The 18484-nt window shown below is 72.1% G+C and carries 16 protein-coding genes and 1 pseudogene; 6 read left to right on the top strand and 11 right to left on the bottom strand.

The annotated features are described in order from the left end of the window. Positions 1 to 47 precede the first annotated feature (47 nt). Entirely contained in the window at positions 48 to 1472 is a 1425-nt protein-coding gene (locus ACFVYS_RS06805) for an FAD-binding oxidoreductase (protein WP_389499538.1), read from the bottom strand. A gap of 201 nt (positions 1473 to 1673) precedes the next feature. Between ACFVYS_RS06805 and hemB the strand changes: the two genes are divergently transcribed. After that, positions 1674 to 2666 carry a porphobilinogen synthase gene (gene hemB, locus ACFVYS_RS06810; RefSeq protein WP_389499540.1) on the top strand — a complete coding sequence of 331 codons (993 nt, stop codon included), beginning with the start codon at positions 1674 to 1676 and terminating at the stop codon, positions 2664 to 2666. Between the two features lie 11 nt (positions 2667 to 2677). On the opposite strand, the gene ACFVYS_RS06815 is transcribed toward hemB, so the two are convergent. Next, the gene (locus ACFVYS_RS06815) at positions 2678 to 3427 is read right to left on the bottom strand and encodes a DUF4232 domain-containing protein (RefSeq protein ID WP_389499542.1); all 750 of its coding nucleotides are present in this window, start codon (positions 3425 to 3427) and stop codon (positions 2678 to 2680) included. A gap of 188 nt (positions 3428 to 3615) precedes the next feature. Here ACFVYS_RS06815 and ACFVYS_RS06820 point away from each other — a divergent pair, with 188 nt between their 5' ends. Continuing rightward, on the top strand, positions 3616 to 4974 hold the full coding sequence (locus ACFVYS_RS06820) for a helix-turn-helix domain-containing protein (RefSeq protein ID WP_389499544.1): 1359 nt from the start codon (positions 3616 to 3618) through the stop codon (positions 4972 to 4974). Here the strand turns inward: ACFVYS_RS06820 and ACFVYS_RS06825 are convergent. Then, positions 4914 to 5174: a hypothetical protein gene (locus ACFVYS_RS06825; protein ID WP_389499546.1), complete on the bottom strand. Its 261-nt coding sequence runs from the start codon at positions 5172 to 5174 to the stop codon at positions 4914 to 4916. The genes ACFVYS_RS06820 and ACFVYS_RS06825 overlap by 61 nt on opposite strands. A gap of 72 nt (positions 5175 to 5246) precedes the next feature. On the opposite strand from ACFVYS_RS06825, the pseudogene ACFVYS_RS06830 reads away from it, so the two are divergent. Together ACFVYS_RS06830 and ACFVYS_RS06835 are read left to right on the top strand one after the other, a co-directional pair. Further along, positions 5247 to 6277, top strand: a pseudogene (locus tag ACFVYS_RS06830) (SAM-dependent methyltransferase). Positions 6278 to 6344: 67 nt separating this feature from the next. Further along, positions 6345 to 7586, top strand: coding sequence for a PLP-dependent aminotransferase family protein (locus ACFVYS_RS06835; protein ID WP_389499548.1), 1242 nt, complete (start codon positions 6345 to 6347; stop codon positions 7584 to 7586). Positions 7587 to 7610: 24 nt separating this feature from the next. On the opposite strand, the gene ACFVYS_RS06840 is transcribed toward ACFVYS_RS06835, so the two are convergent. The 4 genes from ACFVYS_RS06840 to ACFVYS_RS06855 all read right to left on the bottom strand — a co-directional run bounded on the left by ACFVYS_RS06840 (position 7611) and on the right by ACFVYS_RS06855 (position 10448). Continuing rightward, complete coding sequence (locus ACFVYS_RS06840; protein WP_389499550.1) at positions 7611 to 8396, bottom strand: DUF4253 domain-containing protein; 786 nt, start codon at positions 8394 to 8396, stop codon at positions 7611 to 7613. 70 nt (positions 8397 to 8466) lie between these two features. Then, a complete protein-coding gene (locus tag ACFVYS_RS06845) occupies positions 8467 to 8631 on the bottom strand; it encodes a hypothetical protein (protein ID WP_389499552.1) in 165 nt (54 codons plus the stop codon). Between the two features lie 24 nt (positions 8632 to 8655). Further along, positions 8656 to 9627, bottom strand: a complete 972-nt coding sequence (locus tag ACFVYS_RS06850) for a helix-turn-helix domain-containing protein (RefSeq protein WP_389499554.1) — start codon at positions 9625 to 9627, stop codon at positions 8656 to 8658. Beyond that, on the bottom strand, positions 9624 to 10448 hold the full coding sequence (locus tag ACFVYS_RS06855; protein WP_389499556.1) for a peptidoglycan-binding protein: 825 nt from the start codon (positions 10446 to 10448) through the stop codon (positions 9624 to 9626). Before ACFVYS_RS06855 ends, ACFVYS_RS06850 begins: the two co-directional genes overlap by 4 nt. A 265-nt stretch (positions 10449 to 10713) precedes the next feature. On the opposite strand from ACFVYS_RS06855, the gene ACFVYS_RS06860 reads away from it, so the two are divergent. Further along, positions 10714 to 11154 (top strand): peptidoglycan-binding protein, encoded by a 441-nt coding sequence (locus ACFVYS_RS06860; protein ID WP_389499558.1) that lies wholly within the window; start codon positions 10714 to 10716, stop codon positions 11152 to 11154. A gap of 107 nt (positions 11155 to 11261) precedes the next feature. Here the strand turns inward: ACFVYS_RS06860 and argS are convergent, their stop codons facing one another. Then, positions 11262 to 13031, bottom strand: coding sequence for an arginine--tRNA ligase (gene argS / locus ACFVYS_RS06865; protein WP_389499560.1), 1770 nt, complete (start codon positions 13029 to 13031; stop codon positions 11262 to 11264). A 140-nt stretch (positions 13032 to 13171) separates the two neighbouring features. Between argS and lysS the strand changes: the two genes are divergently transcribed. Continuing rightward, on the top strand, positions 13172 to 14914 hold the full coding sequence (gene lysS, locus ACFVYS_RS06870; RefSeq protein WP_389499562.1) for a lysine--tRNA ligase: 1743 nt from the start codon (positions 13172 to 13174) through the stop codon (positions 14912 to 14914). A gap of 70 nt (positions 14915 to 14984) precedes the next feature. On the opposite strand, the gene ACFVYS_RS06875 is transcribed toward lysS, so the two are convergent. The 3 genes from ACFVYS_RS06875 to ACFVYS_RS06885 all read right to left on the bottom strand — a co-directional run bounded on the left by ACFVYS_RS06875 (position 14985) and on the right by ACFVYS_RS06885 (position 18301). Next, the gene (locus ACFVYS_RS06875) at positions 14985 to 16298 is read right to left on the bottom strand and encodes a DUF2637 domain-containing protein (RefSeq protein WP_389499564.1); all 1314 of its coding nucleotides are present in this window, start codon (positions 16296 to 16298) and stop codon (positions 14985 to 14987) included. A gap of 76 nt (positions 16299 to 16374) precedes the next feature. Next, positions 16375 to 17346 (bottom strand): DUF3558 domain-containing protein, encoded by a 972-nt coding sequence (locus tag ACFVYS_RS06880; RefSeq protein WP_389499566.1) that lies wholly within the window; start codon positions 17344 to 17346, stop codon positions 16375 to 16377. Between the two features lie 118 nt (positions 17347 to 17464). Further along, on the bottom strand, positions 17465 to 18301 hold the full coding sequence (locus ACFVYS_RS06885) for a DUF3558 domain-containing protein (RefSeq protein ID WP_389499568.1): 837 nt from the start codon (positions 18299 to 18301) through the stop codon (positions 17465 to 17467). Positions 18302 to 18484 lie beyond the last annotated feature (183 nt).

Here is an 18484-nt window from a genome sequence, read left to right on the forward strand (position 1 = left end):
TGGGGGCGCGCGCTTCGGCGTCCGCCCCCGCCGCCACCGCCCCTTCCTCAAACTCCCCTGGACGGGGTAGCCCCGGACGGGCCGGACATCGCCAGTGTGTGGCCGAAGCGGAGCAGGTTCTGGGGGTCGTGGCGCGACTTCAGGGCGCGCAGGCGGGTGTGGACCTCCGGGGTCCAGGCGCGGGCGCGGTCGGTCTCGTCGCCCGGGGCCCCGTGCAGGTTGACCATGGTGCGGCCCGTGCCGTACGGGGCCATCGCGGCGTACAGGGCGGCCGTGGCCGTCTCCACCGCGGCGGCGGCCTCCGGGCCGGCCAGGACGCCGACCGACTCCAGCAGGTACGCGGCGTCGCGGGCGCAGACCGCGTCTTCGACGGCGGCCGGTTCGGCCAGTGCGCCGCCCATGTGGCGCAGCTCGACCATGAGGAGCGGGTAGCCCTCGCCGGCGTCCGGGCCGGTCTGTGCCAGCAGGGTGTCCACGGCTTCGGGGGTCAGGTCGCGCAGCAGCGCGCAGCACTCGCGTGCGGGGATGGGGTCCTGCGGGTCCTGGTAGATCTCGTCGACCTTGCGGTAGTCCAGGTCGCCCACCGTGTCGAACTCGACCGGCGCGGCCGCGCGCAGCGGCGCCAGCAGGGGGTCGGCCGCGGCCGGGTCGCCGGTCCAGGCGACCGCGACGCGGGCGAAGAAGCGGCCGCGCATCGGTTCGGGGATGATCGGCAGCGGGGGCAGCCGCAGCAGGGTGAAGCCGGTGCACATCTCGGTCGGCACGGTGGGCGCCCAGTCCGCGTAGGCACGCAGCAGGGACTCGGCGTGCTCGCCGGCGCAGTAGATGCCGCCGCCGACGACGTGGCTCAGCGGCACCAACTCGGTGACCAGGGACGTCACCACGCCCACGTTCCCCTTGCCGCCGCGCAGTGCCCAGAACAGGTCGGGCTCGTGGTCGGCGTCCGTCTCGTGCAGGGTGCCGTCCGGGGTGACGACCTGGAGGGAACGGACCAGGTCGGAGGCGAACCCGTAGGCCCGGCCGAGCAGCGGCAGCCCGCCGCCCAGGGCGTAGCCGACCACCCCCGCGTCGGTCGCGGAGCCGTTGAGTGCGGCGAGACCGTGCGGGACCGAGGCCTCCAGCAGCAGTCGCCACTTCACGCCGGCGCCGACGGTCGCGGTGCGCGCCTCGACGTCGATCGACAGGTCGGTCATCCGGGCGGTGTTGATCAACAGGCCGCCGTCCATGGGGAAGTTCGCTCCGTGTCCAGTGGCCTGGACGGCTACGGGCATGCCGGTGGCGGCGGCCCAGCGCATCGCCGTCACGACGTCGTCGGTTCCGGTCGCGCCCACGACGACGTCCGGGGTGTGTCGGGCAGCCAGGTTGAAAGCGGCGACCTCGGCGTCGTAGCCCTCGTCCCCGGGACGCAGCACCGGGCCGCGCACGTCGGAGAGGGCGAAGAGGTCTGGGGTGGGGTGGTGCGTGGCGGTCATCGCGGCCTCCTCGAGCGCAGGAGTGGCCGTCGTGCTCCTCCTTCCCAGGATGGACCCGGGGCGTTCACGGTGCACACGGGAGGGGCTGTGGCCTCCCACGGGCCGACGGGTGCACGGGTCGGCGGGTCGACGGGCCTACGGGTCCTCGGGCCGACGGGGCGTCGGCAAAGGTGTCCCCGGGCCGGGCGTAGCGTAGGGCGCATGACGAAGTACGGATCCTTTCCCGGTACGCGTCCCCGGCGGCTGCGCACCACCCCTGTCATGCGGCGCATGGTCGCGGAGACCCGGCTGCACCCGGCCGACTTCATCCTGCCCGCGTTCGTGCGGGAGGGCGTGAGCGAGCCGGTGCCGATCCAGGCGATGCCCGGTGTCGTGCAGCACACGCGCGACAGCCTGAAGAAGGCCGCGCTGGAGGCCGTACAGGCAGGGGTCTCCGGGATCATGCTCTTCGGCGTGCCGGAGGAGTCCAAGAAGGACGCGCTCGGCACGCCCGGGACCGACCCGGACGGCATCCTCCAGGTCGCCATCCGGGATGTGCGGGCCGAGGTCGGGGACGACCTGCTCGTCATGTCCGACCTGTGCCTCGACGAGACGATCGATCACGGGCACTGCGGCGTGCTGGACGACCAGGGGCGCGTCGACAACGACGCCACCCTGGAGCGGTACGCCGAGATGGCGCAGGTCCAGGCCGACGCGGGTGCCCATGTCGTGGGGCCCAGCGGGATGATGGACGGGCAGATCGGGGTCATCCGTGACGCGCTCGACCAGATCGGCCGGGAGGACGTCTCGATCCTCGCCTACACCGCCAAGTACTCGTCGGCGTTCTACGGCCCGTTCCGGGAAGCCGTCGGGTCGTCCCTGAAGGGCGACCGCAAGACGTACCAGCAGGACCCGGCGAACCTTCGTGAGTCGCTGCGCGAGCTGGCGCTGGACCTGGAGGAGGGCGCCGACATGGTCATGGTGAAGCCGGCCGGGCCCTACCTCGACGTCCTGGCCCGGGTCGCCGACGCCGTGGACGTGCCGGTCGCCGCCTACCAGATCTCCGGCGAGTACTCGATGGTCGAGGCCGCCGCCGAGAAGGGCTGGGTCGACCGTGACCGGGCGATCCTCGAGACGCTGACCGGCATCAAGCGGGCCGGAGCGCGGAACATCCTCACCTACTGGGCCACCGAAGTGGCCCAGAAGCTGCGGTAGTTCGCCCGCTGTCACCAGGACAGGGCGTCGTCCATGTCCTGCTGCCAGAACGTCACCGCCAGGGAGCTGTCGTAGTAGACGCCCTTGGCGGGCAGGGCCGGCGTCGCGGAGGCGCCGCCGTCGCTGTTCGGGGTGTAGCCCTGGAAGGCGATCGTCAGCTTCTCGGCCGTCTGACCGCCGTCGCCGCTGCCGTCGGCGGCGGCCAGCAGGACGCCCGCGTAGCCGGACTCGCCGGGCGCGAGGGTCGTCACCGCCTGCGGCTGCGTCTCCTTGGCGCCCTGCGGCACCCACTGCATCTCGTCGAAGCGCAGGATCGGGTAGTAGGTCAGGTCGCAGGTCTTGCTGCCGGTGTTGGTCACCGTGAGCAGCATGTGGTTGAGCGGACGGGGGACCGTCTGTGCGGTGACCCGGGTGTTCGAGCCGTTGCACAGGACGCGGCCGTCGGAGGCGGTGTCGGCGGCCTTGTCGCCCGAATCGCCGCCCGTGCCCGCCCCCGTGCCGGCGCCGGTGTCGCCGCCCGACGTGCCGCCCGACTTGCCGGACGAGCCGGCCGAGCCTGTCGTGTCCTTCGTCGGGGCCGTGCCGCTGCCGGTGCCGGTCCCCTTGTCCGTGCCGGGCGTGGGCTGTGCCGCCGTGGCCGTCGACGACGCCGGGTGCGAGGCGCCCTCGTCCTTTACGCCCGCCCCGTCCTCGCACGCCGTGAGCGCGAGGGCGGCCAGGGCGGTGAGGGCGAGCAGGTGGCTGGTGCGACGGATACGCATCGTGAAGTCCTCTTCCGGAATGCCGAGTTGAAGCGGCGTGCTTGGATGGCCAAAGCTTGTGGGGGGATCCGTCCCGGCCGCCACGTCCGGCGGGCCATCAGGGACGCTGGAACGCCGGCAATGGGTCTGACCTGGGAAAACGGACCGTCCCTGGAACGCGGGGATGGGACATGGGGAGTGGAGGAACGGTGTCTGCGACCGAGTTCGCCGAGCTGCTGCGAGAGTTGAAGGAGCGGTCCGGGCTGAGCTACGGGATGCTCGCCAAACGGCTCCACATGAGTACGTCGACGCTGCACCGCTACTGCAACGGGGACGCCGTCCCCACGGACTACGCGCCCGTGGAGCGGCTGGCGCGGCTCTGCAAGGCGTCACCTCAGGAGCTCGTCGAGCTGCACCGGCGGTGGGTGCTGGCGGACGCGGTGCGGGGGAGGAAGACCGGCGTGGCCGAGGGGTCCGAGGTGGCCGGGGCTGCCGAGGTGGCCGAGGGCGCCGTGGGCGGGGGCGCCGTCGCGGACGCGGGTGCGGTCGGTGTCGGGGCGGCGGCCGTCCGCGGGGATCGGCAAGAGGTGCTGTCCGGCGGCGACTTCGGTCGTGGTGACGGCGGTGGCGGTGACCGCGGCGGAGAGCCGTCGTGGCGTGCCCGTCGGCCCGTGCTCTTCGCGGGCGTCGGTGTCGTGGCCGCCCTCGGGTCGGTCGCCCTCGCGCTGTCCCTGAGCCTGCCGTCCGGTGGCTCGGCGCAGGACGTGGACGGCGCAGGTACTCCCGCCGGGGCCGCGTCCGTGCCCGGTCGGGGAGCGCCGAGTGTCTCGCCGTCTCCCTCCGGGTCGGCCTCGGGATCCGCGTCCGCGTCCGCCTCGGCCACGCCGTCGGCTTCGGCTTCGGCTTCGGGCGGCGGTTCCGCGCCGGCGGCGGGCGGGCAGGCGGCCGACACCGTCCCGCTGACCGTCAGGGCGCGCCCCTACGCCTGGGAGAGCCCTTGTGTCCAGCGCTATCTGATCGAGCGGGGGCCGGGGCAGGTCGCTCCGCCGCCCGTCGAGCAGGACGCGCCCGCGTGGGTGGCCGCGCACGGGGCGGTGTCGTCGGGGGAGCAGTACCTGGAGCTCACCGTGCAGGGGACCGGCGCGGAGACCGTGGTCGTGGACGACGTGAAGGTCCGTACCGTGGAGAAGAGTTCGCCGCTGGCCTGGAACGACTACGCCATGGGCTACCCCGGCGTCGGCTGCGGTGGTGGAGTGCCGACCCGCTATTTCACCGTCGCCCTCGACGCGGCGCGGCCTTCGCTGGTGCCCGAGGCGGGGCACGCCGACTTCCCGTTCAAGGTCAGCGCGTCCGACCCGGAGGTCTACTACGTGCTGGCCGACGCCTCCGCGTACGACGTGCGCTGGCAGCTGGAGCTGTCCTGGTCCAGCGGGACGCGGCACGGCACGCTGACCGTCGACGACGACGGCAAGGCGTTCCGCACCAGTGGCAACAACGGGCGGCCCGCCTACGAGTTCCCGCTCGGCGGATCCGCGTGGGAGCGGGCGGGGGCCTCTCCGACGCCGTAGAAACCGTTTCCGGAGCCGGAGCCATAGCTGGGGCCGGAGCCGGTCAGGGTGCTGGAGCTCGACGGGCCCTCGTCGCGCAGACCCTCGCCGTCGTGGCACGCGGTGAGGGTGAGTGCCGCGGCGGCGGTCAGCGCCGTGGCGAGCAGGCGGACGCGGGGGCGGGAGCGGGGCTGGGCGCGGGGAGTGGGGAGTGTGGGCATGGGGCAAGCCTGTGGCGTACGGCCTCCGCCCTTCCACATCCACCGCGCAAGTCGGGACGCCGGTCCGATCCCATGGCCTCTGACCTGCGTGGACAGTGCCCCTCCGGGACGGCATGTGGGACGCCCGACTGCCCAGGGAGAGCCCCTTTGTCCGCAGAATCCGCAGAGTTCGGCGAGTTCGCCGAGTCCGCAGGGATCGACACCACCAGGGCGCATCCCGCCCGCGTCTACGACGTGTTCCTCGGTGGCCGGGACAACTACCCGGTGGACCGGGCCGCCGCGGCCGCCGCCCTCGCCGCCAACCCGCGCGGCTACCTCGACGTCCGGCACAATCGCGACTTCATGCGGCGGGCCGTGACGAAGCTGGCCGCGGAGGACGGGATACGCCAGTTCCTCGGCCTCGGCACCGGGCTGCCCACCGGGGAGAACGTGCACCAGATCGCGAGCGGAGCGCAGCCGGAGCGAATGGGGGTACCCCCATGCCCGAAGGGCTATGGGGGAGTCTCGTCCCCGAGGCGCGGGTGGTGTACGTCGACCACGACCCGGTCGTGCTCGCGCACGCGCGGGAGCTGCTGACCAGCGGTCCCGAGGGGCGCACGGACTACCTCGACGCCGATCTGCTGAAGCCGGCCCGGATCCTCGAACAGGCCGCCAGGACACTCGACTTCGCCGAGCCGATCGCCCTGTGCCTGGTCGCCGTCCTGCACTTCGTCGAGGACGAGGCGGCCCACCCCGTGCTGCGGGAGCCGGTGACGGGGCTGCCCGCCGGGAGCAGGGTCGTCCTCACCCACCTCACCGACGAGCTGCATCCCGAACCGACCCGGGCCGTCCAACGGACCTACACGGAACGCGGGTTCACCTTCGTCTTCCGGTCGAGGGCGGAGGTGGAGCGGTTGTTCGGCGACACCCCGGGCCTCGTCCTGGACGCGCCCGGGGTGGTGCCCGTGCACCGGTGGAACCCGGGGCCGGCACCCGCCCCGCCCGGCATCGCGCCGGAGGCCTTCGCCGCCCTCGACGACCTCGAGAGGATCCGCTGTCGCGGGATCGACGACGTGACGGACGACGACATCAACGTGTACGGGGCGACGGACACGAAGGTGTGAACGCGTGCCGCTGTCCACATGGCAGAAACCCGTGTGTAGACGGCATGCATCTCCCTAGGGTGCGGGCATGACTGTCGCAGCCGAGTCGCCCAGTGCGCCCGCCCCCGCCTTCGTCCCCGGCCCCGCATCCGCTCCCGTGCCGTCGCCGACCGCCCGGGTCCGGTCGATCGGGGGCTCGCCCGTGCGGGACATCCTCGCCGTCACCGGCCGCCCCGAGGTGATCAACTTCGCGGGCGGGCTGCCCGCGCCGGAGCTGTTCGACCGCGAGGGCGTGGCCGCCGCGTTCCGGTACGCGCTGGAGGAGGCCCCGGCCCAGGCCCTCCAGTACGCCACGACCGAGGGCGAACCGAGCCTGCGTGAGGGGCTCGCGGCGCGGACCACGGCCCGTGGGCTGCCCACGACCGCCGACGACCTCCTCGTCACCACGGGTTCCCAGCAGGCCCTGTCCCTGCTGGCGACCGCTCTCCTCGACCCCGGCGACACCGTGCTCGTCGAGGCGCCCTGCTACCTGGCCGCCCTTCAGGTCTTCGGGCTGGCCGGCGCGAGGATCGTCGCCGTGCCCGGGGACGAGGACGGCCCGGACCCCGACGCGCTCGCCGACCTGGTGGTCCGCGAACGGCCGAAGCTCCTCTACACCGTCCCCACCTTCCAGAACCCCACCGGCCGCACCCTCCCCGCCGAGCGCCGTGCCGCGGTCGCCGCCGTCGCCGCCCGGCACGGTCTGTGGATCGTCGAGGACGACCCCTACGGCGAACTCCGCTACGACGGTGAGCGCGTCCCCTGGATCGCCGCCCACCCCGAAGCCCGCGACCGTACGGTCCTGCTCGGCTCCTTCTCCAAGGTCATGGCACCCGGCATCCGGCTCGGGTGGCTGCGCGCGCCGGCCGAGCTGCGCCGGGCCTGCGTCGTCGCCAAGCAGGCCGCCGACCTGCACACCCCGACCGTCAACCAGCTCGCCGCGGCACGGTACCTGACCGCCTTCGACCTGGACGCGCATGTGGCCAGAGTCGCCGGTGTGTACCGGGAGCGCCGGGACGCCATGCTCGCGGGCCTCGCGGACGCCCTCCCGGCGGGGTCGGTGTGGACCCGTCCCGAGGGCGGGATGTTCCTCTGGGTCCGCCTCCCGGCGTCGTACGACACCACGGCGCTCCTCCCGCGGGTCGTCGCTCAGGACGTGGCGTACGTCCCCGGCGCCCCCTTCTACGCCGGTGAACCCGACCGCTCGACCCTGCGCCTGTGCTTCGTGACGCAGACCCCGGATGAGATCGGGGAGGGGCTGCGCAGGCTGGGGCGGGGGCTCACCGGGTAGCGCTGGGCTGTCGGGTCGGCCGGGTCAGTCCCACCAGAAGGTCCAGGTGGGCGAGCCGACGAGCTGCTCGGCGTAGGCCTCCGGGGTGCCCGGGCCCTGGAGGACGTTGTCCGGGCAGAACGCGAAGTGCTCGGCGGCGATCCGCTCGGCCTCCGCGAGGGTGCCGGGCGGGGCCGCGACGGATACGGCCAGGACGTCGAAACCGAGGCCGACGACCCGTATGCCGAAGCGGTCCTCCCAGGAGCGCAGGACGGCGCACAGACGCGCGGTGTCGTTCTCGTGGTTGGCCGGGCCGGACCAGCCGACGGCCGCCGGGACGTCCGCGCTGCGGCGGGCGGGGACCAGGGCGACATGCGGCGACCTGAACCAGGAAGCCCCCTGCTCCGCGAGGATGTCGGCGATCTGCGCGGCGCGAGCGTCGGGGTCGGCCTTCAGGGTGCCGGGCGCGGCGAGACCGGGCCACTCCTCGCCGTCCGCCGCGCACTCCGCCCAGTGCTGCGCGAGGACCTCCTCCGCGTCGTGGTCCCCGGGGTACGACACCTCGGCGGGCATCAACTCCCATTCCGACGGGCCCCCTTGGGAGCCGCCGAGGTCGACCAGGACCGGAAGCAGCCCGGCCCGCCCCGCCGTCCCGCCCAGGGCCGTCCAGTTGCCGGAGGAGGCGGACTGCTCCGCGTGCCACAGCAACGGCTCGTGCCACACCCCTTCGTCCGTCGTGTCGATCAGCCGGCCCGGCGGGAGCTGGAGGCCGAGGGAGCGGCCACTGGGATCGGAGGCCAGCTTGGGGAGCGGATTGGGGAGAGTCGCCATGCCGGTGACTGTAAGGGCAGGCACTGACAGCGGTCCGGGCCGGTGTGTCCCGTCCGGTCCGCGAAGGCCGTCAGGCGGAGTGTCTCGCGCTCCGGCGGCGCCGGACGTGCGCCAGCCAGATGCCCAGGCCGACGAGCGGGAGGACGACGACGGCCGGGATGACCACCCCCGCGCCTCCGATCAGCAGGAAGGTGATCAGGGCGTCGCCGATCGACGGGTCGTCCGCGCCGCCCAACTGCCGCTCCTCGCACCGGTGTTCTCAGGTCGTCGAGGGGTGGGACGTCCGGGTGCGGGGAGTCGGTTCCGGGGCCCGGCCCACCCGGGCCTCGAAGCACTCCTTCCTGCCGTCCGCCGCCGGCAGGAAACAGGTCCGGACGAGCGTCCCGGGGCGGGTCGCCGTCATGGCGGTGTGCACATAGGTGTCCGCCTCGGCGCGGTCCCTGACCTCGGCCCGGTACGTGCGGGTGCCGCCCACGGCCTCGGACTCGATCCGGTCGCCGATCCGCGCACCCCACATCCGGGTCCAACTGGTCCCGCACTCCCTGCTGTACCGCAGTTGCACCGACGCCCCGGTGGCGGTGACGTGCTCGGCGAGGGTCTCCGGCGCGGTGGCGCACCGCATGTCCATCGGGCTCCCGCCCTCGCAGTCGGTTCCCCGGCAGCGCGGGCCGGTGACGGAGGTGGACGGGGACGAGGACGCGGCGGGGGACGCGGCCGGGTGCGGTGCGCCGTGCCGGCCCGGGAGGAGGAAGAGGGCCAACGCGATGGCCCCGAACACCGCGGCGGACGCCGACGCGAGGACCGCCAGGGCAGCCGCTCCCCGGTGGCCGACCGGTGCGGCCCCGTCCGCCGCGGTGACCGTGGTGGTCGCCGGGGCGGCTGTGGCGGCCGGGGCGGCTGTGGCGGCGGCCGGAGGGGCGGGAGGCTGCGGAGCCGTCGTGGGGCGGGCGGCCCGGGCCGGCTCCGCCTCCTTGGCGCGGCCGCCCCACTCGGACTCCGCGATCTCCCACAGGGCAAGACACCGACCGACCGGTTCGTCCGCGAGACGGCACAACTGCTCCACCGCGGTGCGCGGCGGCAGGGCCCTGCCGTTGAGATAGCGCTCCCATGACGACTTGCTGAACGCGGTCTTCGCCGCGAGGCCCGCCAGGCTCAGGCCGGTCCGACCCCTCAACTCCCTGAGTGCGGAGGCCAGTCGGGCACCTCCAGGCGACGAGGCGGGACGGGTCATCCGCGCAGGGCCTTCCAGGTGTGGGGTCCGACCGAGCCGTCCACGGCCAGCCCGGCCCGCGTCTGGAAGGCCTTGACCGCGCGCTGGGTCAGCGGGCCGAACATTCCGTCGATGCCGCCGGGCGAGATCCCGGCCCGGCGCAGCAGGCACTGGGCCTCGGCCACCTCGGGGCCCACCGCGCCGTAGGCGAGCTCGATGTCCCGGGTGCGGCTGATGCCCGCGTACCAGAGGCCGTCGGTCCGCTCGACCCGGCAGGTGTACGCGGGCGCCGACGACGGCACCGGAGCGGTGGACACGGCGGGGTGCGCGGCCGCCGGTTCGCCGTCGCCGCCGTCGAGCCGCATGACCAGGAGTGCCGCCGAGGACAGGGCCAGCACCAGGGCCACCGCTCCCGCCACCAGCGCGACGCGCAGCGACCGCCCGGCAACCGTCACCGTTTCCGGTTCTGTTTCCGGGTTCGGGCGGGCGGCCGGGCCCATTGTGGGCGCAGGCGAAAGCTCCGGCACCAACTCCGGCGCGGGTCCTTGCGGCGTGGAGGCGGCAAGATGCCTGCCGCCGCTCCACGTGTCGGCGGCCACCTCGTGCAGCGCGAGCAGGCGGACCGGATCGACGCCCCCGATCCGGGCCAGCGCCTCGACGGCCTCCCGGGGCGGCAGCGATCTGCCGCCCAGATACCGTTCCCACGACTTCTCGCTGTACCCCGTCTTCGCGGCCAGCTGACGCATGCTCAGCCCGCTGTGGTCCTTCAGCCGGCGCAACTGCGTCAGCAACTGCCGTACGCGTGGATCCAGTTCGGTGGACAGCGCTTTCCAGCGCGACATCTTCCCCCCACTTGCGGTCATGGACCGTGGTCAGCGGCCCCCCCGCTCGCTCGCATTCTGCATGAGCATCACAACACCCGCCACAGCCGTCCCGCGGGGCCGTCCAGGCGGGCGGTGTCCTCGCAGGTCAGTGCCGGTGTCGTCCCTTTGGGCCGTCAACTCGGCGGCAGCCGTGGCGGCCCCCGGCGCCCGCCCCGCACTCTCGTGTCGTCACCCAGCTCGTCGACCGGGCCAGGTGCCGACCCACGACCCGAAAGAGGAACGCATGCGACCGAACGTCTTGGCCAGGACCCTCGTCGGACTCACCGCCGTCGCCGGTCTCGCCGCCGGATCCCTGGCGACCGCGGGCACCGGCTTCGCCGCCTCCGCGCCGGCCACGCAGGCCGTGAGCGCACCCGCCGCCACGCTGTCGACGGAGAACTTCGGCCTCACCACCGCCGAGGCCAAGAACGTCCAGACGTTCCTGGCGGGCGACTGGGACTACACCGGCAAGATCGACGGACAGCTGGGCACCGGGAGCTGGAAGGCGTTCCAGCGCTGCTTCAAGAAGTACTGGGGCTACACCGACGCCATCGACGGCGACCCCGGCCCCAACACGATCATGGCGCTCCAGCGGCTCCTGAAGGACAGCTACGGCTACACCGGCAAGATCGACGGCATCGCCGGGTCGGGGACCCGGGCGGCGTTCAAGCGGTTCGCCGGCTGACGCACCCCGACACGGCCGCGGCCCGCCCTCCCCGGAAGCCGGAAGACCGGATGCCGGAAGGAGGACGGGCCGCGGTACGTCGATCGCCGCTGCGCGGGGCTGTTCCCTCAGAGCTTGTCGGGGGTCCTGATGCCCAGCAGGGCCATGCCCAGGTGGAGGGTGCGGGCCGTGAGGTCCACCAGGAACAGGCGGTTCTCGACGACCTCCGGCGAGTTGTCGGGGGACAGCACATGGCACTGGTCGTAGAACGTCGTCAGGTGCGAGGCCAGCTGGTACAGGTACGCCGCCAGCTTGTGCGGCTCGTACGCCGCCGCGACCTCGTGCACCGTCTCGCCGAACTGGTCCAGGTGCAGGCCCAACGCCCGCTCCGCCGGGGCCAGTTCCAGCTCCGGGTGAGCGACCGGGCGGGCCTCGCCGGCCTTGCGCAGGATCGACTGGATACGGGCGTACGCGTACTGGAGGTAGACGGACGTGTCGCCGTTCAGCGAGACCATCTGGTCCAGGTCGAACTTGTAGTCCCGTACGGCGGACGTCGACAGGTCGGCGTACTTCACCGCGCCGACACCCACGTACCGGCCGTTCTCCACGATCTCCGGCTCGGACAGGCCCACCTTCACGGCCTTCTCCCGGACCACGGTGGTGGCCCGCTCGACGGCCTCGTCGAGGAGGTCGACCAGCTTGACCGTCTCGCCCTCACGGGTCTTGAACGGCTTGCCGTCCTTGCCGAGGACCGTACCGAACGCCAACTGGTGCGCCTTGACGTCCTCGTTCAGCCAGCCCGCCCTGCGTGCCGTCTCGAAGACCATCTTGAAGTGCAGCGACTGACGGGCGTCCACCACGTACAGCAGCGTGCTCGCCTTGATGTGGAAGACACGGTCACGGATCGCCGACAGGTCGGTCGCCGCGTAGCCGTAGCCGCCGTCCGACTTCTGGACGATCAGCGGGACCGGGTTGCCGTCCGGTCCCTTGACGTCATCGAAGAAGACACAGAGGGCGCCCTCGGAGCGGACCGCGACCCCGGACTCCTCCAGGAGACGGCAGGTCTCCGCCAGCATGTCGTTGTAACCCGACTCGCCGACGATGTCCTCGTCCCGGATCTCCATGTCCAGCTTCTCGAAGACCGAGAAGAAGTAGATCTTCGACTCGTCGACGAACTTCTGCCAGGTCGCGAGCGTGTGCGGGTCGCCCGCCTGGAGGTCCACCACCCGGCGCCGGGCCCGGGTCTTGAACTCCTCGTCCGCGTCGAACAGCCTGCGCGCGGCCTTGTAGAGGCGGTCGAGGTTCGACATCGCCTCCTCGCCGCTCACCTGGGAATCCTTGTGGTCCAGCTCGTGCGGGTGCTCGTCCAGGTACTGGATGAGCATGCCGAACTGGGTGCCCCAGTCGCCGATGTGGTGCCGGCGGACCACGCTCTCGCCGGTGAACTCCAGGATCTGCACCGTCGCGTCGCCGATGACCGCCGACCGCAGATGACCGACGTGCATCTCCTTCGCCACGTTCGGCTGGGCGTAGTCGATGACCGTCGTGCCCGGCCGGTCGGCGTGCGGCACGCCCAGGCGGTCCGCGTCCGCGTACCGTGCGGCGAGGTTCCGGGTGATCGCGCCGTCGGTGATCGTCACGTTCAGGAAGCCGGGGCCCGAGACCTCGATCTCCCCGATCAGGTCACCCGTGACGACGTGCGACACGACCTGCGTCGCCAGCTCCCGCGGATTCGCCTTCGCCTTCTTGGCCAGCGCCAGGATGCCGTTGGCCTGGAAGTCGGCCCGGTCGCTTCGTCGCAGCAGCGGGTCCGCGCCGGCGGCCTCCGGCAGGGTGGCCGAGAGAGCGGACGAGAGGTGCTGTTCGACGGAGTGACTGAGGGACGTGACCGGGGCCATAGGAGTGGGTGCCGTTCTCCTCGTGGGGATGGATGGGCACGGTCAGTATCCCATGGGGGGTAAAGCGGTTTTCCCGGGCGCGGGGCTGTCTGGGACAATGAAACGCACTTCAAACCTGGAAGCCTTCAGAACAAGAGGACGTGCCGATCGTGGCTCTGAGCACCGAGACCACCGACTGGGTCTCCCGTTTCGCGGATGAGGTCATCGAGGAGTCGGAGCGTCGGGCCCCCGGCAAACCTGTGGTCGTCGCGTCCGGACTCTCCCCTTCCGGACCCATCCACCTGGGCAACCTCCGCGAGGTCATGACCCCGCACCTGGTCGCCGACGAGCTCCGCCGTCGCGGACACCAGGTCCGCCACCTGATCTCCTGGGACGACTACGACCGCTACCGCAAGGTGCCGCAGGGCATCGCCGGGATCGACGACTCCTGGGCCGAACACATCGGCAAGCCGCTGACCTCCGTCCCGGCGCCGCAGGGCTCGATCCACCCGAACTGGGCCGAGCACTTCAAGGCCGCGATGGTCGAGTCGCTGGCCGAGCTCGGCGTGGAGTTCGACGGCATCAGCCAGACCGCGCAGTACACCTCCGGTGTCTACCGCGAGCAGATCCTGCACGCGATCAAGCACCGCGGGGACATCGACGCGATCCTCGACCAGTACCGCACCAAGAAGGCCCCCGCGAAGAAGCAGCAGCAGAAGCCGCTCGACGAGGCCGAGCTCGAGGCGGCTGAGGGATCGGGCGCGGCGAACGAGGACGACGGCTCGTCCGGCTCGGCCGGCTACTTCCCGTACAAGCCCTACTGCGGCAACTGCGAGAAGGACCTCACCACGGTCACCTCGTACGTCGACGACACCACCGAGCTGTCCTACACCTGCGCCGCCTGTGGGTTCGCCGAGACCGTCCGGCTGAACGAGTTCAACCGCGGCAAGCTGGTCTGGAAGGTCGACTGGCCGATGCGCTGGGCGTACGAGGGCGTCGTGTTCGAGCCGAGCGGCGTCGACCACTCGTCCCCCGGGTCCAGCTTCCAGGTCGGCGGCCAGATCGTCGGCATCTTCGGCGGCAAGCAGCCCATCGGGCCCATGTACGCCTTCGTCGGCATCAGCGGCATGGCCAAGATGTCGTCCTCGAAGGGCGGGGTCCCCACCGCCGCCGACGCGCTGAAGATCATGGAGCCGCAGCTGCTGCGCTGGCTCTACGCCCGCCGCCGTCCCAACCAGTCCTTCAAGATCGCCTTCGACCAGGAGATCCAGCGGCTCTACGACGAGTGGGACAAGCTGGACGCCAAGGTCGCCGAGGGCTCGGCGCTCCCGGCCGACATCGCCGCGCACTCCCGTGCCGTGGGCACGGCCGCCGGTGAGCTGCCGCGCACCGTCCGGCCGCTGCCGTACCGCACGCTGGCCTCCGTCGCCGACATCACCGCCGGACACCAGGACCAGGCCCTGCGGATCCTCGACGAGCTGGACCCGGAGAACCCGCTCGGCTCGCTCGACGAGGCCCGGCCCCGGTACGACAAGGCCGAGGCCTGGATCAACACCCATGTCCCCGCCGACCAGCGCACTATCGTCCGCGCCGAAGCCGACGCCGAGCTGCTGAAGTCCCTCGACGAGGCCTCCCGGCAGTCCCTGCGGCTGCTGCTCGACGGACTCGCCGACCACTGGTCGCTGGACGGGCTCACCCACCTGGTCTACGGCGTTCCCAAGGTCCAGGCCGGGTTCTCCGCCGACGCGACCCCCAAGGAACTCCCGCCGGAGATCAAGACCGCCCAGCGGACGTTCTTCGCCCTGCTCTATCACCTGGTGGTGGGGCGTGACACCGGCCCGAGGCTGCCCACCCTGCTGCTGGCCGTGGGCCAGGAGCCGGTGCGGGCCCTGCTCGGGGAGTAGGCGGCACCCGCACGACGGAGGGGGCGCCCGGTGTCAGCACCGGGCGCCCCCTCCGTCGTACGCCTGCGCATCAGGCGATGTGGTCCTCCTCCAGTTCCGCCGCGTGGCGGTTCTGGAAGCGCATGACCATGCGCTTGGCCTCGGAGTCCGGGATGGGGGTGCCGTAAGTCGCCTCCACGTCGTAGCTGAACTGGCTCGGCGTCGGGTAGCCGCTGCCGCTCATCGACGACTGCTTGAAGATCTGGTAGTACGACTCCTCGTCCGGCTCGATCACCGGGGTACCGCCGCCCTCACCGAGCTCACGGCTGCGGCCCGGACCCACCGGGATGGGGAACGAACCGGTCTCCTCCGGAGAGGGCTCCTGCGCCGGAGGCTCCTCCTGGTACTGGTCCTGGTACTGCTCGGCCTGCTGCTGCTCCTCGTACCACTGGGCGTACTGCTCCGACGGGTCGTACGTGGGGTCGTAGCCCCCCTGGTACGCCACCTCGTGCGGCGCCTGGAACCACGGGCTCTGCTCCTCCTCCGTGGCCGCGGGGACGGGCGCGTGGCCGGCCTGCTGGGCCTGCGGTGTCCGCTGGGCCTGCCGGGGCGCGGGAGCGGCCTCGACGGCGCGGACGCCCGCGTCGACCGGGGCCGCCGCCGTCAGCTGCTGGGGCGCGGCCGCCGGGACCGGCGCCGGCGGGAGCACGGCCGGCTCGATGCCCGCCGCCGCCAGACCCGCCGGAGCGGTCTCCGCCAGCGGGACGCCGTAACGGGCCAGCCGCAGCGGCATCAGCGACTCCACCGGGGCCTTGCGGCGCCAGGCACGGCCGAAGCGGGAACGCAGCCGCGCCTGGTAGACGAGACGTTCCTGCTCCAGCTTGATCACCTGTTCGTAGGAGCGCAGCTCCCACAGCTTCATCCGGCGCCAAAGCAGGAAGGTCGGCAGCGGGGAGAGCAGCCAGCGCGTGAGGCGCACGCCCTCCATGTGCTTGTCCGCCGTGATGTCCGCGATCCGGCCGATCGCGTGCCGGGCCGCCTCGACGGACACCACGAACAGGATCGGGATCACCGCGTGCATACCCGTGCCCAGCGGGTCCGGCCAGGCCGCCGCGCCGTTGAAGGCGATCGTCGCGGCCGTCAGCAGCCACGCCGTCTGCCGCAGCAGCGGGAAGGGGATGCGGATCCAGGTCAGCAGCAGATCCAGGGCCAGCAGGACGCAGATACCCGCGTCGATACCGATCGGGAACACATACGAGAAGTTGCCGAAGCCCTTCTCGAGGGCCAGTTCCCGGACGGCCGCGTACGAACCGGCGAAGCCGATGCCGGCGATGATCACGGCGCCGGTCACGACCACGCCGATGAGAACGCGATGCGTCCGGGTCAGCTGTATTCGCTCGGCCACCCGTACTCCCCTCCCCTTGCGTGCTCTTGCGCGCAACAGGGTGGCACATGTGTGCGGCGCACGTGTTGCCGGTCCGTCAGCTCTTCGCGGAAGCGGAAGCCTTCGGAGCCGCCGCGGCCGCCTTGGAGGCCGTCGCCTTCGGGGTCGCCGACGACGACTTGGAGGGCGTCGCCTTCGGGGTGGAGGAGGCCGACTCGGACGGGGACGGGCTGGTGCCCGAGGTGTCCGAACCGCCGCTGCCGCCCTCGCCGTTGGCCGAGCGCACGGCGGCCACCGCCTCCTTGGACGCCTTCTCCGCCGACTTCGTCAGGGTCTCCGCGCTCGGCGCCTTGTCGCCCGCCAGACCGGCACCGTTGTAGTCGAGCGTGAGCACGACGTTCTCGACGCGCACCACGACCGTCTGCTGCTTGAAGGCGCCTTCCGACTTCTTCAGGTCGTAGCGCACCGAGGTCGCCTCGTCACCCGTCGCGGCCACCGGCGCCGACTTGACGTTCTTCGCGCCCGACACCGCCTGGGCGTCCTTGACCTGCTTCGCGTAGTACGTCTTCGCCTGCGACTCGCCGTCACCGGTCGCCGTGTCCGACTCGAAGCGCAGCAGCGAAACGTTCAGCCAGCGGAACTGCGAGCCCTTCACGCCGTTGTTGGCCAGGCTGGACCAGGAGCAACTGGCCCGGGCCGCGGTGTCGCTGGACGTCCCCTCCTTGCCCTTGGCCGCCCCCTTCGGCACCAGCTCCGTCAGCGTCTTCTTCGACACCACCGCACACGCCTCGGGCAGCGTCTTGTACGCCGCCGCCTGCACGGTCGGCGCGGCGCTCGCCGCGGAGTCGGTCCCGGAACCGGCACCGGTGGAGGCGGCGGCGTCCTTCGCATCGTCGCCCGAGCCGGAGTCCGAGGAGCAGCCCGCGGCGACCAGCATCACCGGGACGGCGACCGCCGCGGCCAGGAGGCGGTTCAGCCCTCCGGCACGGTTCACTCGCTCGGCACGCTGCTCGCGCTGGTCAAACTGGCCGTCTCGCTGGGCTCGTCGCTGCATGGTTCCTTCACTCATGACGCTCGTGGTTCCTGCGGTCGGATCGGGTCCGAGGGGCCACCGTAGTCGGTGAAGAAGCTGTGCGGTTCCGCTTCGAGGGCTTTGCGGGTGGGGCCCGAACCGGGCCCAAGTGCCCTCAGCCGGCCAGTGAGTCGTCGAGCTGCGCGGCCAGTTTCCGGGCCTTGTCCTGCATTTCCTCGCTGTCCGGCACCACGCCGACGGTCGCCGGCTGCTCCTCGTACTGGATGGTCACCAAGACGTTGGACGTGCGGAACGCCACAGTCACCGTGCGCTGCTTGGCCGTCGAACCGGAGCTGCTGAGCGCGTCGTCGACGAACGCCTCGTCGCCCAGGTCCTCCAGCAGGCGGGGCTGGAGGTCGGCGGGGGTGACGGTGGAGGAGGACGAGGGCGAGGGCGAGGCCGACGCGGAGGCGCCCGCGGAGGGGGAGGTCGTCGTCGAGGGGGAGGTGCTCGGGCTCGTGGAAGGGGAGTCGGTCGCCGCGCCGGTGGCGGAGGCGGTGGGTGCGGGAAGGTCGGCCGCGGTCACCCGCTGCGCGAAGAGGGCCTCGGCCTGGTTGTCGTCGCTCACGGCGTTGTCGTAGGAGACGACCCGCTCGAAGTCGATGAGGAGATGGTCGGTGGCGTCCGTCGACTCCACCTTCCAACGGCAGCCCACCTTGCGGTCGGTGTCGAACGTCTCGGTCGCCTCGCCCGCGTAGGCCGTGTCGCGCTGCGCCTGGTCGGCGAGCTGCTTGATGCCGGGCAGGAGCGAGTCGAGGGTGGACAGGCTCACCACACCGCAGGCCTCGGGGAGCGTGTCGTACTTGCCGGGCTGCGCGACGGCGCTGGCCGTCCCCGCCTCGCCCGGGTTGGAGTTGTCCGTCGAGCCGCCTTCGTCCGAACCGCCGGTGCAGCCGGCCAGCAGCGCCGCGAGAAGCGCGACGACGCCGGGTACGTATGCCTTCCGCTGCACGGTCGGCTCCTCTCGACAGTTCAGGTGATGTGGGTGGCCCGGTGTCCCCGCTGGTTATTCGCTTGCCGGACGGGGGCGGCCCCTGGAGACAATGTGTATCGCACGTGGAGCTGTGGATGCCGGTCCGCTGTCCTTTTCGTTGACCTTGGCACCAGTTTTGCGATCTAAGGCTTTTGTATTTAA

The sequence above is a fragment of the Streptomyces sp. NPDC058295 genome (assembly GCF_042880655.1).
Classification (GTDB): domain Bacteria; phylum Actinomycetota; class Actinomycetes; order Streptomycetales; family Streptomycetaceae; genus Streptomyces; species Streptomyces coriariae.

What these genes read in the sequence shown, in the direction of transcription:
- ACFVYS_RS06805 (WP_389499538.1), bottom strand. Translation starts at nt 1,472, where the DNA reads ATGACCGCCACGCACCACCCCACCCCAGACCTCTTCGCCCTCTCCGAC.
- hemB (WP_389499540.1), top strand. Translation starts at nt 1,674, where the DNA reads ATGACGAAGTACGGATCCTTTCCCGGTACGCGTCCCCGGCGGCTGCGC.
- ACFVYS_RS06815 (WP_389499542.1), bottom strand. Translation starts at nt 3,427, where the DNA reads ATGCGTATCCGTCGCACCAGCCACCTGCTCGCCCTCACCGCCCTGGCC.
- ACFVYS_RS06825 (WP_389499546.1), bottom strand. Translation starts at nt 5,174, where the DNA reads ATGCCCACACTCCCCACTCCCCGCGCCCAGCCCCGCTCCCGCCCCCGC.
- ACFVYS_RS06835 (WP_389499548.1), top strand. Translation starts at nt 6,345, where the DNA reads ATGACTGTCGCAGCCGAGTCGCCCAGTGCGCCCGCCCCCGCCTTCGTC.
- ACFVYS_RS06840 (WP_389499550.1), bottom strand. Translation starts at nt 8,396, where the DNA reads ATGGCGACTCTCCCCAATCCGCTCCCCAAGCTGGCCTCCGATCCCAGT.
- ACFVYS_RS06850 (WP_389499554.1), bottom strand. Translation starts at nt 9,627, where the DNA reads ATGACCCGTCCCGCCTCGTCGCCTGGAGGTGCCCGACTGGCCTCCGCA.
- ACFVYS_RS06855 (WP_389499556.1), bottom strand. Translation starts at nt 10,448, where the DNA reads ATGTCGCGCTGGAAAGCGCTGTCCACCGAACTGGATCCACGCGTACGG.
- ACFVYS_RS06860 (WP_389499558.1), top strand. Translation starts at nt 10,714, where the DNA reads ATGCGACCGAACGTCTTGGCCAGGACCCTCGTCGGACTCACCGCCGTC.
- argS (WP_389499560.1), bottom strand. Translation starts at nt 13,031, where the DNA reads ATGGCCCCGGTCACGTCCCTCAGTCACTCCGTCGAACAGCACCTCTCG.
- ACFVYS_RS06880 (WP_389499566.1), bottom strand. Translation starts at nt 17,346, where the DNA reads ATGAGTGAAGGAACCATGCAGCGACGAGCCCAGCGAGACGGCCAGTTT.